This is a genomic window from Photorhabdus hindustanensis (assembly GCF_002968995.1).
In the GTDB taxonomy this organism is placed as follows: Bacteria; Pseudomonadota; Gammaproteobacteria; order Enterobacterales; family Enterobacteriaceae; genus Photorhabdus; species Photorhabdus akhurstii.
The window spans coordinates 175231-191148 of the sequence record NZ_PUWT01000001.1 but is presented as its reverse complement, the minus strand read 5'-3'; the positions used below and the strand labels follow the sequence as shown (position 1 = coordinate 191148).

General features: G+C 37.3%; 12 protein-coding genes and 1 riboswitch. Of the genes, 4 read left to right on the top strand and 8 right to left on the bottom strand.

Translation table 11 applies throughout. From position 1 onward, the window contains the following. Window positions 1-48 precede the first annotated feature (48 nt). Both C6H66_RS00915 and C6H66_RS00910 read right to left on the bottom strand, forming a co-directional pair. A complete protein-coding gene (locus tag C6H66_RS00915) occupies window positions 49-1050 on the bottom strand; it encodes a LacI family DNA-binding transcriptional regulator (RefSeq protein WP_036809135.1) in 1002 nt (333 codons plus the stop codon). A gap of 341 nt (window positions 1051-1391) precedes the next feature. Continuing rightward, window positions 1392-2066, bottom strand: coding sequence for a helix-turn-helix transcriptional regulator (locus tag C6H66_RS00910; protein WP_105394541.1), 675 nt, complete (start codon window positions 2064-2066; stop codon window positions 1392-1394). Between the two features lie 908 nt (window positions 2067-2974). Here C6H66_RS00910 and C6H66_RS00905 point away from each other — a divergent pair. Then, window positions 2975-3640: a PAS domain-containing protein gene (locus C6H66_RS00905; RefSeq protein WP_105394540.1), complete on the top strand. Its 666-nt coding sequence runs from the start codon at window positions 2975-2977 to the stop codon at window positions 3638-3640. Window positions 3641-4091: 451 nt separating this feature from the next. Here C6H66_RS00905 and C6H66_RS00900 read toward each other — a convergent pair whose 3' ends face one another. From C6H66_RS00900 to C6H66_RS25775, 3 genes are all read right to left on the bottom strand, one after another. Continuing rightward, window positions 4092-5162, bottom strand: coding sequence for a magnesium transporter (locus C6H66_RS00900; RefSeq protein ID WP_105394539.1), 1071 nt, complete (start codon window positions 5160-5162; stop codon window positions 4092-4094). Between the two features lie 74 nt (window positions 5163-5236). Beyond that, a riboswitch (M-box (ykoK) riboswitch) is annotated at window positions 5237-5408 on the bottom strand. A gap of 154 nt (window positions 5409-5562) precedes the next feature. After that, complete coding sequence (locus tag C6H66_RS00895) at window positions 5563-5895, bottom strand: DUF6694 family lipoprotein (protein ID WP_036809121.1); 333 nt, start codon at window positions 5893-5895, stop codon at window positions 5563-5565. Window positions 5896-6117: 222 nt separating this feature from the next. Continuing rightward, window positions 6118-6273, bottom strand: a complete 156-nt coding sequence (locus C6H66_RS25775) for a hypothetical protein (protein ID WP_181150127.1) — start codon at window positions 6271-6273, stop codon at window positions 6118-6120. 229 nt (window positions 6274-6502) lie between these two features. Here C6H66_RS25775 and C6H66_RS00890 point away from each other — a divergent pair, with 229 nt between their 5' ends. The 3 genes from C6H66_RS00890 (at window position 6503) to C6H66_RS00880 (ending at window position 11633) form a co-directional block, all read left to right on the top strand. Next, the gene (locus C6H66_RS00890; protein ID WP_105394538.1) at window positions 6503-7639 is read left to right on the top strand and encodes an ABC transporter substrate-binding protein; all 1137 of its coding nucleotides are present in this window, start codon (window positions 6503-6505) and stop codon (window positions 7637-7639) included. A gap of 443 nt (window positions 7640-8082) precedes the next feature. After that, the gene (locus C6H66_RS00885; RefSeq protein WP_105394537.1) at window positions 8083-9567 is read left to right on the top strand and encodes an aldehyde dehydrogenase family protein; all 1485 of its coding nucleotides are present in this window, start codon (window positions 8083-8085) and stop codon (window positions 9565-9567) included. Window positions 9568-10043: 476 nt separating this feature from the next. Beyond that, a complete protein-coding gene (locus C6H66_RS00880) occupies window positions 10044-11633 on the top strand; it encodes an FGGY-family carbohydrate kinase (RefSeq protein ID WP_105394548.1) in 1590 nt (529 codons plus the stop codon). A gap of 94 nt (window positions 11634-11727) precedes the next feature. Here C6H66_RS00880 and C6H66_RS00875 read toward each other — a convergent pair whose 3' ends face one another. The 3 genes from C6H66_RS00875 to C6H66_RS00865 form a co-directional block, all read right to left on the bottom strand. After that, window positions 11728-13875, bottom strand: coding sequence for a polysaccharide biosynthesis tyrosine autokinase (locus C6H66_RS00875; protein ID WP_105394536.1), 2148 nt, complete (start codon window positions 13873-13875; stop codon window positions 11728-11730). A gap of 71 nt (window positions 13876-13946) precedes the next feature. Further along, complete coding sequence (locus C6H66_RS00870) at window positions 13947-14375, bottom strand: arsenate reductase/protein-tyrosine-phosphatase family protein (RefSeq protein WP_036809197.1); 429 nt, start codon at window positions 14373-14375, stop codon at window positions 13947-13949. Further along, a complete protein-coding gene (locus tag C6H66_RS00865) occupies window positions 14375-15520 on the bottom strand; it encodes a polysaccharide export protein (RefSeq protein ID WP_105394535.1) in 1146 nt (381 codons plus the stop codon). Before C6H66_RS00865 ends, C6H66_RS00870 begins: the two co-directional genes overlap by 1 nt. Between the last annotated feature and the right edge of the window lie 398 nt (window positions 15521-15918).

The window sequence follows — 15918 nt, the reverse complement described above, 5'->3', positions numbered from 1 at the left end:
TGAAATGTGATCTGTATATCACTTTTACGCTTATTACGACGCTTTTTATTACTCGATTAAAAAAACAGAATCTCTGATAACGAGTTCGGCTGAGAACATATTCATTTGTGGGGTTATTTCTTTTTTGGCACTGAGTTGCAATGCCAGATTAGCCGCCCGCTGAGCCATTTTTTCTATTGGGTTGTGTACGGTAGTTAAGGGGGGATAGAGATATCGGGCCGGAACAATATCATCAAACCCAACAATTGACAGTTGTTCCGGTAACTTAATTTTCCGTTGATGTAAGGATCGCATCATACCGGCAGCCATGACATCATTAAATGTTACTGCCGCGGTAAAGTCGATGCGACTTTCTAAGAGCTTTTCTGCTGCTAATTCCCCACCTTTTTCGTTGAATGGCACACTAATAACCCAATCGCCAGGTACTGTGATACCTGCATTAGCCATTGCAGCCTGATATCCTTCCAGACGAAGCCTTCTATCATCGATCGGTAGATCTGCCGTCACACAAGCAATTTTTCGATGACCGTTTTGAAGAAGATAGTTGGTAGCAACCTGAGAAGCACTGACATTATCTAACCAGATACACCGATTGGCGATAGCAGGAAAATATCGATTGATAACCACTAATCCTGGTATATGAGCTGCATAACGTAATACATCTATGTCACTCATTCTACTAATATGCGCTACTATTGCTTCGCATCCTTGGTTGATTAAAAAATCTAAGGCCGATTTCTCGAGTTCAGCTTGATGTCCTCCACTACAAACCATCAGTTTTACTTCTTTCTGCCGGGCGATTGTTTCAACCCCGCGAGCCAAAAGCGAAAAAAAGGGATCAGCCAAATTGCCGGTGAGTAAACCCAACATATTCCCGCACCTTTTCGCTAATGCAAGCGCGGCAGAATTACGATGGTAGTTGAACTCACGCATGGCTTTCTCTACACGCTCACGAGTGCCCGGTTCAACATAAGCGGTATTATTAATAACACGGCTTACAGTGGCCACAGATACTCCAGCTAGATGGGCGACGTCTTTCATTGTGGCCATAATTTTTCCTCAGCGGTTATACAAAATAAATATGAAGAAGAATCATATCTCAATTTATTCAAATTATCATGAAAGGATTTGTATACCTTATTTCAAGAGAATAATGTGAATTGGGTTTATCTTAATAATATTGAGTGAACGGCTTAACAATAGAATAAGAGCTGTTGGGAATATGAACATGATAGGATTTTCAATATACCGACAAATATACCAACGATGAAATCCTTAGCTCTGGCTACGAAGGTGATCCATGTCACTATCTACTGAAAGTCATGTCTCTCTGTCACTTAAATCATTCCCCTTGATTAAGTGACAGAAAAGCTAGAACAGAAGTAGTACCTTCAATATAGCAGGAAATAGTTCATAGATTTAAGGTATTTTGGTGGAATATAAAGATCATAATCATTTTTTTCGCAAAAAAGTTTCAATTCAATAATTGATCTAATTGATAATTTCTCATAGATACTTTGGAAATACCTTTCCAATGTACGGCATGAAATGTTCATTTCATTAGCAATATCTTTATTGCTAACACCTCGGCAGAATAAAAAAATCACAATCCACTCTTTCTCTGTCAGTATATTGTTGGGTGGCCTTAACCTAACAGATATAGAAGAGGAATTTTTAATATAATTTTGTACTGAAAAATGACTTATTTCTTTAATGCGACAAATTATTCCAATACATTGGTTATTTTCATCCATTAATGGGTATTTTTCACAAAAATAGGGTTTAAATTGTTGATCATTGCTTTGCAAATCAGCCCCAATAGATGATATTCGTTGCATAGATTGTAAGACCTTACGGTCATGCTTTTCAAAAAGGTGAGAAAGATAATTAAACGGTGTAGGTAATTCTTTAGCAGTATATCCAATGACATCAAAGTCTTCAGGTAGCTGACTTAATTTGATAAACACTTTATTTGCATATATAAAACGAAGATTCCTATCTTTTACAAACCATGATTCATGGCTTTTATCCCACATATTCGTTAACTGAGGGGTGATTTGACTCATATATGGCCTTCAATATAGAAAAATATTTCAATAATTAGCAAGAACAGCTATTCATTCTATAAGGGAATTCCCTCATAGTCGGAAGTATAGAGTAATGAATTTATTTCAAATGGAATGTGAGATGAGTTTGCTGTTCATGTAACCGGTTTCATGAAGTGTAAAAATGTGACTTGTGTATCGCTTTTTGGTCTTGTTTATAACCCATTGCCAAGTGTCAAAAAATTTTTAAAGATAAAGTAAGTGAAACTCGTATGGAATATACTTGTTTATCTAAAAAAACCGGAAATTTAAGGATACGATTAAGTAACCAGTCCTATTTAAACATTATACGTAATTCTTCTATAATAAAAAATTACATTAAAATAGATAGATATTCAATAATGCATTTTATGTCAAATATCGCTCCGCAACTCATTAACATATGGAAAAAAATCATGAACCGTGGGGAGTAAAAAGTAGTGCTCCATACTTTATTTACGGTAATTCAGCAACAAAATAATTTACTCATAATATTGAGAAATTATTTGATTGTAGAAAGCTTTACAATCATGAAGTTCCTTAGAATGAATCTGAACGTGTAAGATAATCAATTAACCAATAAAATGTACTTTTGAACTAACAGATTGCCAGGTATTACTATAAATAACGTTTCGTAATTATGCTACACATAGCCTTCTTCAACCCATTGTTATACATAGAATTATGAGTGGTATAAGATGTAGCACTATTTTGAAATCTTATTTATAACCCGTTATTTTAAATATGATAAACAGCAATTCAATCCGTCATAATACATAAAACTAGAAAATTCTTATGAAAAAAGTCAATTTTATTGCTATATCCCAGAAAAAACCAGAGAATCCCATAGTAGAATGTTTATTTAATCTTCAAATTATCAAGGAGTTTTTATGAAGAACTGTACGATATCACCTCAGATTATCAATACAATGGAAATAAGCAACGAACCTTGGGGAGTAAAAGATAGTTCTTCATGTTTTATTTATGGTAATAAAGCGTTAAGTTCTATCAAAAATTTCTCACAATCATTTGATTACAATGGGCTTTATGATCATGAACTCCCTTGGGATGGCGCTGAATTTGCAAAGGAATATATTCATCATGATCAAGAAGTAATGAAAAAAGGGAAAAAAATATGCTCACTTGAAACACATCTATTTGGTAAAGAGAAAATTCTATCATCTTATTTCTGTGAAAAGATGCCTTTTTATCATGAAGATGGAAGTTGTATAGGCGTTATATATCATTGTTGGAAGGCTCAGGATTATTCACTAATTAGTCTGTATCAATATCATAATAAACTTCCCCCATCCATTTTACTCCAACCACCGACAGATCTCTTTACTGATCGTGAATGGGATATTATTTTCCTTTTCTTACAGAAATACACAATAAATCAAATGGGAACAATATTGAATCTTGATCCTAGTGTAATTGAAAACCATATAAACAGGATATATCATAAAATAAACATTAACTCCACTCTTCAATTAGAAGAATATTGTCGAGTCAATAATCTTTATCATTATATACCTGAGAAATTTTTATTAACTTAAAGAGTTTCTTCTGCGGACGCAGTTGGCCTTATGACACGCGTCACTGATTATGCTTGGGGTAAAATAGAGTTTTATTAAAACCTCAGGCATATTCAATATAATAAAAAACACCTAATTTATTACCACAAATAAATTTAAAATTAAAAATAAACCATTTGAAAATATATCTAAATAATATCGATTAATGACAAATAAAACAAATCAATTCATTAAAACAGAAAATAACTTATTTTATTTAACCAAGTGATTTTTAATATATATTTCACCATATTAAATCAGTTCATTTTATTTATATTTATTGATAATTAAACCCAACATTAAACATATAAAAACATTAAGTTTATTTAAATAAAAACCCTATTTACACTCCTAATAAAAATATATTAATATGGAATAAACTCTTATCCAGTCAATAAGACACCCAATGAATATGGGTATCTTATTGGTAATTTTAAACGAGTTCTGTCATCACTAATTTCGCTATTTCGAAATAGATAATCAGGCCGGTACCATCAATAAACGTGGCAATAAAAGGAGCTGATACAACAGCCGGATCAATAGAAAGCCTTTTCAATACCATCGGAATAATAGAAGAAACAATGGCACTCCAGAGAGTGATTGCAATGATGGTCAAACTAACAACAATTGTCACTTCAATACCGACGCCTAATATCCAAGCACGGATAAGAGCAGCAAAACCTATCGTTACCGCAACTAAAAATGAAGTAGAAATCTCTTTACGTAACACTGCCCCTAAATTACGCAAACTCACTTCCCCCAGAGCCATTGCTCTGACCAAGGTTGAAGTAATTTGTGTCCCACTATTGCCCCCCGTTCCTATTAATAACGGGATGAAAAACGCGAGAGAAATTGCCGCTTCCAATTGATCTTCAAATGCTTTAAGCACAGCACCAGTATAAGATTCTGCAACAAATAGCAATAATAACCACCCGGCACGCTTACGCCATAATGTTATTGGGCTGGTGCTCAGATAAGGCTGATCCAGAGGTAAAGTAGCCCCCTGCAAATGAGCATCCAACGTATTTTCATCTTCAATCAGCTCAGCAATATCCTGCGGTCGTAGCACCCCAACTAATTTGCCAAAATGAATAACTGGAACACTATCCATGCCACTGTGATTTATCAAACTATAAACATCATGACGCGACTGCTCCGGTGATACGGAAAAATAGCTTTGCCTCATAATATCTGACACAAATAAATCATCGGCTACAGTTAATAGCACTTTCACCGGTAATATGCCATTGAGATAGCCTTCATCATCAATGACATATAAATAAGTTGGGATCTGTTCACCCTCAAGCTGATTAATCAAATTACTCTTTACCGACAACACAGAATCAGCAACAGATACAGAAATGAAACATTGGCTCATATATGCGCTGACAGTTGTCTCTTCATTTTTCAGTTGGTGTTTCCGCTGCTGATCAGCATTTATTTCATTAATAGAATGACTAGCAATCGCTAATGCATCCATTTTTTCATGGGATGTGGTTTTCATGATGTTGGTCCCTATTACTGTTGTGAACTTCAAACAGCACTCACATAGGGGCGAAACCAGATGAGAGAATACAACGGCTATCTCTACGTCTCAGTTTTAGCACTATACAACGTATCCTGAATTATCAGAAAGTTACATGGGGATATACCTTGGTTCGATATATCCTGTCCTAATCTTGGGCGTCTCTCGACGTCGTGAGATCAGCAACCTGTGTTTGTATAGGAGCCTCGCCTAACGAGATACTGCACTTAGAATGCGGCGCACATTATAAGCAATAGTCGTAATAATTCAAATTTGAAAATTGGCTTGTTTAAGTTCCATTTAAGTTATTGATGATAATAAAAAAACGGCATAGATTTCCACCTTATTGCCGTTTAATGCAAATAATCCCATGAAGGAATTACTCATTTTCTGATCTCTTAGCTTCAATTTTTTCAACTTCAGCAATCAATTGGTCAGCGGTTTTACCATCCAGCAATTTATAGAACTTCTGTTTCGACTCTTTCATGTCACCATTAGCACCTGATTTAACCAAATCATTAAAATCGATACTATTAAACATAGCTGATTGAATTGACTCATCAAACTTCGCTTTTTTATCATCAGGTAGCGTATCTCTTACTTTCTCAATGGATACTTTCAACGAGATTTCATTAGACGCATCAATTTTAGGTTGGTTATCACAACCAGCTAATACAAATCCTAACAAACAAATTACTAACAATTTTTTCATATTCATCCCCCCACAGAATATTAAACAAGGGAATAATAACAGAAACAGAAACAATAAGCCGTTTATAATTAGCCAAATAGATAAAGAATAGCAATAAGATGAAATTTCTCATCATGCTATTCCTGCATGATTATCCTTGTGATTGGCAACAACAATACCAAAATATCATCATTTGTTATTTCTTCAACAGCATAAAAAACGACTTTCTGCCTATTAAATCTATCAGACGACTAAAACACCCGACCAACCGACAACATGATAGCCCCAGATACGACCACAGTAATTATCGATATTCAGATCAATAATGTAGTTGGAATCATCACAATCTGCCAGAAAATTTGGCAAATTTAGTCTGTTGTTTTTGCCAACCACCCCCATAACTTTTCACCAAATGAGAATTATTTTCAACTCAGGAATACCACTCAACTCATTGTTATTATTTAAAAATAGTAAAAAATCAAAATATTATTTTACTAAAGTCACTAAAACTATTTGATTAATGTAAATTGTTATCATTATCATTTTAAGATGAGTATAAATAGATGTGGACCCAATTTGTCAAATTATGCGGTTCAACCAAGAACGTTCTTTATTCAAAGGAGAAATAATGGCAATCATCCACCGCACTGCAAAATATTTTCTGACTGCCATATTGATGCTACTGTCTATCTTTGCGCAAGCAAAAGAAATTACAGTCAAAGACGTTGCGGGCCGGAAGGTTAAAGTTAACGCGCCAGTTAATCGGGTTATGCTGGCTGACAGCCGAGCATTGATTGCACTGAATATTCTTCATCCTGATAATCCGCTTAAAAGTATTGTTGCCTGGGATAATGCACTGGAAATTAAATCTCCAGATTTAGCAATTGTTTATGAAAAAGACTTCCCGCAACTGCGGGATATTCCAGTATTCCCTAACCCTTATCAAAGCGATTTTAGCGTCGAAAAAGCGCTGACTTATAAACCCGATCTGGTTATCTTTGATATTGGTCTTCAAACTAAATTCAATGATAGTGGAACCATAACTTTACTGGAAAAATCTGGCATTCCGGTTATCTTTATCGATTTCCGTCAATATCCGCTAACAAATACGATTCCAAGTATGGTTTTACTTGGGAAAGTATTTAGTGAAGAAGAAAATGCACAAAAATTTATTGAGTTTTATCAAGAGAGGATGAAAATTATTAACCAACGCGTTGGTACGTTAGGTAAAGAACAGCGTCCTCCGGTGTTTATCGAACGCCACGCAGGTATGTTAGGTGCTGAATATTGCTGTAAAACTTTCGGAAATGGCAATTTTGGCGAATTTGTTACGGCCGCCGGAGGTGATAACCTCGGTGCTCGCTGGTTCTCAGGTATGGATGGTGAGGTAAACGAAAAACAATTAATCGTCAGTAATCCTGAGTTTTATCTGATGACCGCCGCAGATTGGGATAAAGTCCACCCCGGAAGCTTCTCTGTGCCATTAGGCTACACCGGTAATCTAAAACAGTCACAGGAACGACTGAAAAAATTACTGACACGTCCCAAATTAAGTGTATTAAGAGCATTTCGCGAAAAACAAGTAATAGCACTGTATCACCAATATTACGATACGCCGTTTAACATCATTGCGGTTGAAATCATTGCTAAATTCCTGCATCCGAAGTTATTTGAAGATATCGATCCACAAGCTGATAGCCTATATCTGCATAAAACCTTTACCGCTCTTGACGGTAACGGGATATTCTGGGTTACTGCAAAATAATATTTCTTTTCAATCCGTTGGAATACGCCAACGGATACTTAGTTTCACCATTCATTTATAATTTCCGTTCGTTAATATACCTAATATTTTATATAACGTGCTAATAGACATCTATTATTTTGTGCTCTACTATAGTTGATGCTAAAAAAATATAAAACATGACAAGATAAGTTCGGTTAAGTAATAAATATAAAGTAAAAATATATTCACATAATGAAACTATATAAAACCTGTTAATTAAGCATCTATTCCAGTAAGAATGTTCAACGCAGGGCCATTATTGTCAATAAATCATATACACAGGCAAAGTACAGAAATCAGGCTATATACATGATATACAGAGAATCATTCGCTCTTTACTAACAAGAATGGAAAATAAAATAACCTAATGAGATAGATTCTCGATGTAACTATTCTTAAACCAAAGTACTCGGAGTATATTAATGAAACGATTACATGATATTGAGAAAGAGATGTTGCCCGTTGAGTCCTACAAAATGCTTATTGGTGGGCAATGGGTAGATAGTGTATCCAAAGCGACAACCAAAAGTTATAACCCGGCGACAGGAGAATTACTGGCTGAATATGTATCCGGTAATGCGGAAGATGTCGATCTTGCTGTCAGCGCCGCGAAAAAAGCTTTCCACGCCTGGAGTCAAACCTCCGCCATCGAAAGACAATCAGCTTTACTGAAAATTGCTGATTTACTAGAAGCAGAACAAGAACGTTTTGCCATCCTTGAATCACTGGATACCGGCAAACCATTAAATGAATCCTTGTATATGGATCTACCGGCCTCCATTGACCATTTCCGCTATTTTGCGGGTGTGATCCGTTCCCATACCGATGAAGCTTCAGTTCTGGATGCCAATACACTCAGCCTAGTGATCCGTGAACCCATTGGTGTTGTCGGGCAGGTAATTCCCTGGAATTTCCCACTACTGATGGCAGCATGGAAACTGGCTCCTGCTCTTGCCGCGGGCAATACCGTTGTGATTAACCCGGCAACACTGACACCAATCACTCTGCTTGAACTGGGTCGAATATTGGATAAAGTTCTGCCTGCCGGGGTGGTTAATATTGTTACAGGTCGTGGTTCAGTCGTTGGTCAAGCCATTTTGGATCATAAAGATGTCGAAAAGGTGGCATTCACTGGTTCCACCAGAGTAGGTTATACCGTAGCCGAAGCCGCAGCCAAAAAGCTGATCCCAGCAACACTAGAACTTGGCGGTAAGTCAGCCAATATTATCTTCCCTGATGCCAATATGAAAAAGGCAGTAAAATATGCAGCCAAAGCTATTTTGCTGAATCAGGGTCAAGCGTGTGAATCAGGTTCCCGGTTATTCTTGCATAAAGATATTCATGATGAATTCCTCAAATCCTTAAAAGTAGAATTCGAATCCATCCAGGTTGGTGACCCGTTAGCAAAAGATACTCAAATGGGAAGCCAAGTCAGCCAGGAACAAATGGAAAAAATTCTTGGATATGTCGATATTGCGAGAAAAGAGGGCGCAACCATTCTCACGGGCGGCAAACGCATTACTGGGGAAGGTTATGATGATGGCTTCTTTATCCAGCCAACCATCATTACCAACGTTACTAATGACATGCGAGTCGCGCGCGAAGAGATTTTTGGCCCTGTATTGACCGTTATTCCGTTCAGCGAAGAAGAAGAGGTCATCGGAATGGCAAATGATTCTGATTATGGCCTGGCGGGCGCTGTCTGGACACAGGATATCGACCGTGCACTACGCGTCGCTAAAGCTGTCAGAACTGGCCGTATGTGGATTAATACTTACCATGAACTGCCAGCTCATGCACCATTTGGCGGCTACAAAAAATCAGGTCTTGGCAGAGAAACACACAAAATGATGTTGGATTCTTACACCCTGATCAAAAACATCTATATCAAAACCAGTGAAGAATAATCTCAATCAGTGATAAAAAAAGCCTTCCGTTTGGAAGGCTTTTATTCAGATATTTGCTTTAATATCAACACTATCCCGTTAATAGCACCTAGCCACTCTGTAATTAATCCAATATATTCCCTCAGATGTTTTGTAACAAAATAACAACATATACGCAGCAATTTAATAAATTATATTTACACCCCGTTTTTTGTTAATTAATGAGTTGATTAATATTATTTTTAAAAAACGATTATTCTGAAAGTATCTTGCTTGCCTATCTATCATGTTTTACCTTTTAGGCAAACCACCATTCTGGAATGGATTTATACATCAACCCAAAGAGCGACAGAAAATATATGTAATATTTTTCTATCATCATAAAACCACTAAATCTTTTTCGAACCGCTTCACAATAATTGAATAACCTCATTGTTTTATTGTTCCACTCAACTCATTTTATCCTCCTGAGTTAATGAATGAGAGAGAGCCTCATGGTGGAACAACAATATTTCATTGGTGTTGATGTTGGCTCCGCCAGTGTCCGTACTGCGGTTTTTGACCAACACGGTAAACGGCATGCATTTTCTGCTCGCCCTATCCAGCAATTTCACCCAAAAACTGATTTTGTTGAACAATCTTCTACTGATATCTGGGCGCAAGTATGTGCAACAGTAAGAGAAGCTATTGCACTGGCAAATATTAATCCTATTGATGTTAAATCAATCGGCTTCGATGCCACCTGTTCATTAGTCGCTGTAGCAACAGAAGGACGTCCTCTTTCTATGACCGAAAATGGCAATCTTGAACACGATATCATCATGTGGATGGATCATCGGGCAATAAAAGAAGCCATCACGATAAATCAAACCAATGACCCTGCACTCTGCTATGTAGGTGGTGAAATCAGCCCTGAAATGGAACTACCGAAAATCTTATGGCTAAAAAACCACTTTCCTCAACGTTATCAGGATATCTGGCGTTTCTTTGATTTAGCTGATTTTTTGGTGTGGAAAGCAACTGCCGCTGATGTAGCCAGTATTTGCACGCTCACTTGTAAATGGAACTATTTGGCTCATCAAAAACAGTTCAGCGAAAAACTACTTTATGATGTGGGATTAGAAGATTTAATAAATAAAGTTCCGTCTACCATCATTGAACTTGGCGAAAAAGCAGGTTACCTGACTGTTGAAGTGGCTAAAGATTTTGGGCTGCACACAGGAGTCATCGTCGCCGGTGGTATTATTGACGCTCATGCCGGCGGATTGGCCCTGGCTGGCGCCGATCCAGAGGGCAGTCTGGCCATTATCAGCGGCACCTCAAACTGCCATATGATTGTCAGTCCTCATCCTGTTATGGTTCCAGGGGTTTGGGGCCCCTATTTCGGCGCTATGCTACCCGGTTATTGGCTCAACGAAGGTGGACAAAGCGCCGCCGGTTCATTAGTTGAGTGGTCAATTCGTCAACACAATAACTGGCTGGAGCTAGAAATCGAAGCTAAGGAATCTGGTCACCATTACTACCAACTACTGAATGAAGCTGTCGCACAGTTAGAAAAGCAAGAAAAATACCCGACCGCACAACTTCATATTTTAGGTGACCATCACGGCAACCGCTCACCAAGGGCAAACCCTAATGCCAAAGGAATGGTAAGCGGGCTGACGCTGGCAGATAGCCGTGATGCTCTGGCCCGCCATTACTTGGCAACGCTGCAATCTATCGCTTATGGCACCCGCCATATTATTGATGCATTAGTAGAAGCAGGTCATAAGATAAACAGGCTAGTGATGTGTGGCGGCGCAACTAAAAACCCACTATGGTTACGTGAATATGCCAACGCCACCGGGCGCGAAATCCATCTCACTCAGGAAGAGGATGCTGTCAACCTTGGTTCTGCTTTGCTTGGCGCCGTTGCTTGTGGTTCCTTTACCGACTTCGCTCAAGCAGCGAAATCGATGGTACGTGACGGCAACATTATCAAACCGGAAAAAGAGACATTTTCATTTCATCAAGCCAAATATCAGGTCTATCTGCAAATGTACCGGGACCAGCAACGATATAACGAAATCATGCAAACCGGCGATTAACTTTTAATGATAAAAACAGATATATAATAATGATGAAAGGAATCAAAACTCATTAGATAAAATTTCTCCGGCCCCACAAGCCGGAGAAAGGTGATCAATCCTTATAACTGTATTGATAACATCCGCCATAATCATAATAGAGACCAGAATTCTTCTCTACCGCGTTTAGCAACACACCTTTAACATGAATGCCATTTTGTCTAAACCGGCGAATAGCAATATTAACTTCTTTAACTCTTGTTTTATGATAACGAGCAATTAACAATGAAGTTCCTGCATATCTCCCAATAATCGCAGCATCAGTTACAGCCAAAATAGGAGGAGTATCTACCAAGACATAATCATAATGCTCTTCTGCCCAAGATAATAATTCTTTAAGCTTGTTATGCATAAGCAATTCCGACGGATTAGGCGGAATAACACCTCGATTAACAAAATCAAGCTCAGTAAGGTAAGTTCTGGTAATGATCTCTTTTATCTGATGTTGACCAGCCAAATATTCAGACAGCCCCAGAGATTGAGGACTTTCCAACACCTTATGTAAACGACCTCTTCTCATATCTGCATCGATTAAAAGCACACGTTTATTACTTAATGCCAATACAGCAGCAAGGTTTACTGAAATAAAAGATTTTCCTAGTTCAGGCGCAGAACCTGAAAGAAGAATAATTTTATTTGCAGATTCCATCATTGAAAAATGCAAGGTTGTTCTAAGGCTACGTAATGCTTCAATAGCTAAATCTGTGGGATCTTGAATCGCTAATAACCGTAATTTATGACGATGAGTTCGCTTTTTCTGTTGTTGTTCAAGTTTAATCTGAGTCCCAGATAGTGGAATAGTAGCATAAACAGAAACACCTATTTCTTCCAATTGTTCGGGGCTTTCGATTCCTTTACGAAACATGACTCGTATGCAAACCAATCCAGCAGACAATATAAACCCCAATACCATCATAGATACAATAATCAGTGACTTCTTCGGTTTTACCGCTGAACTTTCTACAATAGCTTCATCAATAATACGTACATTACCCACTGTCCCTGCTTTCAAGATATTCAACTCTTGCTGTTTATTGAGTAACTGCACATAAATTTCTTGACCAACTTGAACATCTCTGGTCAAACGTAAAATTTCCTGCTGTGTTTTAGGTAACCGTTTGATTGACTGATTCAGCTCCTTTTTGGTATCAACCAAAGTCTTACGTTTATCAAGCAACGCAACATAAGCAGGATGTTGTTTGGTATACAATTGCTGTAATTCAGCTTCTCTGAAAGTCAATTCATTAATCTGTTTCTCAATTTGGACTAATGTTTCCAGAGCCGACTTTGCTTCAAGTGATAAATCGATAGATTCATTCGCTTGACGATATTGGTTAAGCAACTCCTCAGAACGATTGAGTTCAATTTTAACTTTAGGTAAATGATTTTTTAAGAAATTAAGACTACTTTCAGCCTCTTCCGTCTTTCTTGTCACATTTTGTTGCAAGTAATTTTTACCAATACTATCCAGTATTGACTTTATTCTTGCACGATCATCACCTTCCATTTCAAGCGAAATAATACCTGTACTATTACCTTTTTCTTTTACCCGCAAAGCTTGTTGCAACCCACGAATAACACCCAATTGCCCCCGTTTAACCAACGTGAAACTTTGCCCTGGAGAAGCTGAAATATTTGAGATAAGCAAATTTATGCCATCAGTATCAAATACTTTGTTCACTTGCCCGAGGAAAACCTGATCATCAAACAGCAACCGATAATTTTCTGAATCGTCAACATATATTTTTATCCCTTTGTTCATATATTCGGGTGATACTGCAAAATGTTTAATAACAATATCTGGTTTTGGCATACCACGGAGACGGGCAATTCCCTTACCTATCACAGGAAAATAATCCGCAGTAACCTGAACATCCAAATTTAGATCCTTTACCGTCTTTCCCAATATCATTCGGGAAGTTAATAACTCCAATTCTGCCGATGTATCTGACGGTCTCCCAGAAAGCATATCCGCCATGTCGCCGATTAAAGGCAATGCACTACTTCTCTTTTCAACCTGCAATAAAGCATTTGCCTTGTATATCGGAGTCGCAATCAAGGAATAACAAAGGCCAATAATGGTAAACAATAGAGTGATTCCACCAATCACCCAGCGATAATCGAATAAGGCACTAAGAAGACGGCCTAAATCAATTTCATCACTATCCGTATGAGTGTGACTTGATTTATCTGATGTAGTCATAAAAAGCCTATAATTACTTTATTGATAAGTAATGAAGAATAGAAAACCCAGAATTTGAAAATACTTATAAGTTATAATTTCCCAAGCCAACTATTAGCACTCTCAAATAATAACTGATACACATATTCATAAACCTCGATATCAGACTTATATGGATCGGGAATTGCCATTTTATTTAACCAATGGCCAAAAAGCATTGTTTTCCCCCTGACTCCTAGATTTATCCTATTTACAGCTTCAATATGTCTTTTTTCCATAACCAAAATCAAGCTTGACTGCTGGCATAATTCACTGGTTAGTTGACGTGCTGTATGTCCATCCAAGGACAATCCATACTTAGCCGCAACCCTACTTGAAAGCTCATTTGCAGGATTACCAGCCAAAGCAGATATCCCCGCAGAATAAATCTCTTTCTGAGGAAATATCTGCCGCAATAAACGCTCTCCTGTCGGAGATCGACAGATATTACCCACACAAACGACCAGAATAGAATTAAACATTAATTCGGCCACTTACGAATCCACTTAGTTGTTTCAGTCAGGCTATTAATGCTTGATATCGTTGGCACCAACTGATTGATAACCCGATTCCAGCGAACAACTGGAGCACTGGTAACATAGACAATATCGTAAGGTTGCAAATTAAACTCAGTTCCCAACACCAACGCCGTTGCATCTTTAGCATTGAGCTGATAGATATTGGCTATTTTTCCTTTATTATCAGTTACATTACGCAATGAGCGGATGACAAAAATGCCATTAGCATCACTTGATAATTGATCTATACCTTCGGCATTGCCCAATGCTTCAGTCAAAGTCATTCCACTGCGATCCATACGCAGAGTAGTCTGTTTTTTGACCTCCCCCATAACAAACACTTTCAAATCATCATTACGAGGAATGTATAAAATATCGCCAGAATAGAGCAGACGATTTTGCTTTAGATCACCATTCTGCATTAAATCTTGAAGAGAAATAATCGTCTCTTTTCCCTTATGAGTCAAAATGATCCTCTTCCAATCAGCATTTTCGGTTAAGCCGCCAGCATGGTTGATCGCATCAATAATGGTTAAAGGAACGTTAGTGATAGGTTGTTGAGCAGACCTAGCAACTTCACCTGTTACATAGGCTTTTTGTGAACGGAAAGCAGCAATATTAACATCAACTTGAGGTGATTCGATGTACTTCGATAACTTATCAGTAATCATTGTCCGCACCTGAGTGACCGTTTTCCCTTTTACATGAAGTTTACCAACATAGGGATAAAAAATCGTTCCATCAGAATGCACCCAGTTTCCCGTATCACTGGCACTACGGTATTGCCCGGCTGGTATCGTCAATTCAGGATGATCCCAAACAGTAACCATAATGACATCCCCAACACCAATACGGTATTCATACTGTTGTAACTCTTTATCTAATTCAGGATTAGGACGTGCAATAGCAGAATTCACGCGTAACTTTTCAATTAACTGTGGTGTTACTGGATAAACGTTTACCAAATTATTAATATCATAGTTACTATCATCATCATTGATTATTTCTTTATTATAAACAGTAAGGCCACTCCCAGGCACAACAGTACAACCACCTAATAGTGTAGAACAGGACAACGCCAGAACTATAATTAATTCCTTAATATTCATCAGAAATTTATCCTTAAAAAATAATAAACAAAAAAGAATACAGAAAAATAGTATTAATTATAATCTCCCTAACAAAACTAGATTATAATATAATAAAATATAATATAATATAAAAAATTTTGCTTAAGGGCCACAAGACACTAGGCTACTGGTCGTATCACTTGGTAAAAACAATAGAAATCAACTTAATGGCTTTGAAAAATTCAGGCCATTAAATAATAGGTAGTAAATTTATTAATTATTTTATTATTTAATATGTCTTATAAGATATTATTGCAAACAGAAAGTAAGAGCGACCCATAAAATAATAGTGAAGATATTTATCAGAATTTATCGGAACTGAATACATACTCTCGATAACATTGTGAAAAAACACGGACCTACTTACATCAAATCCG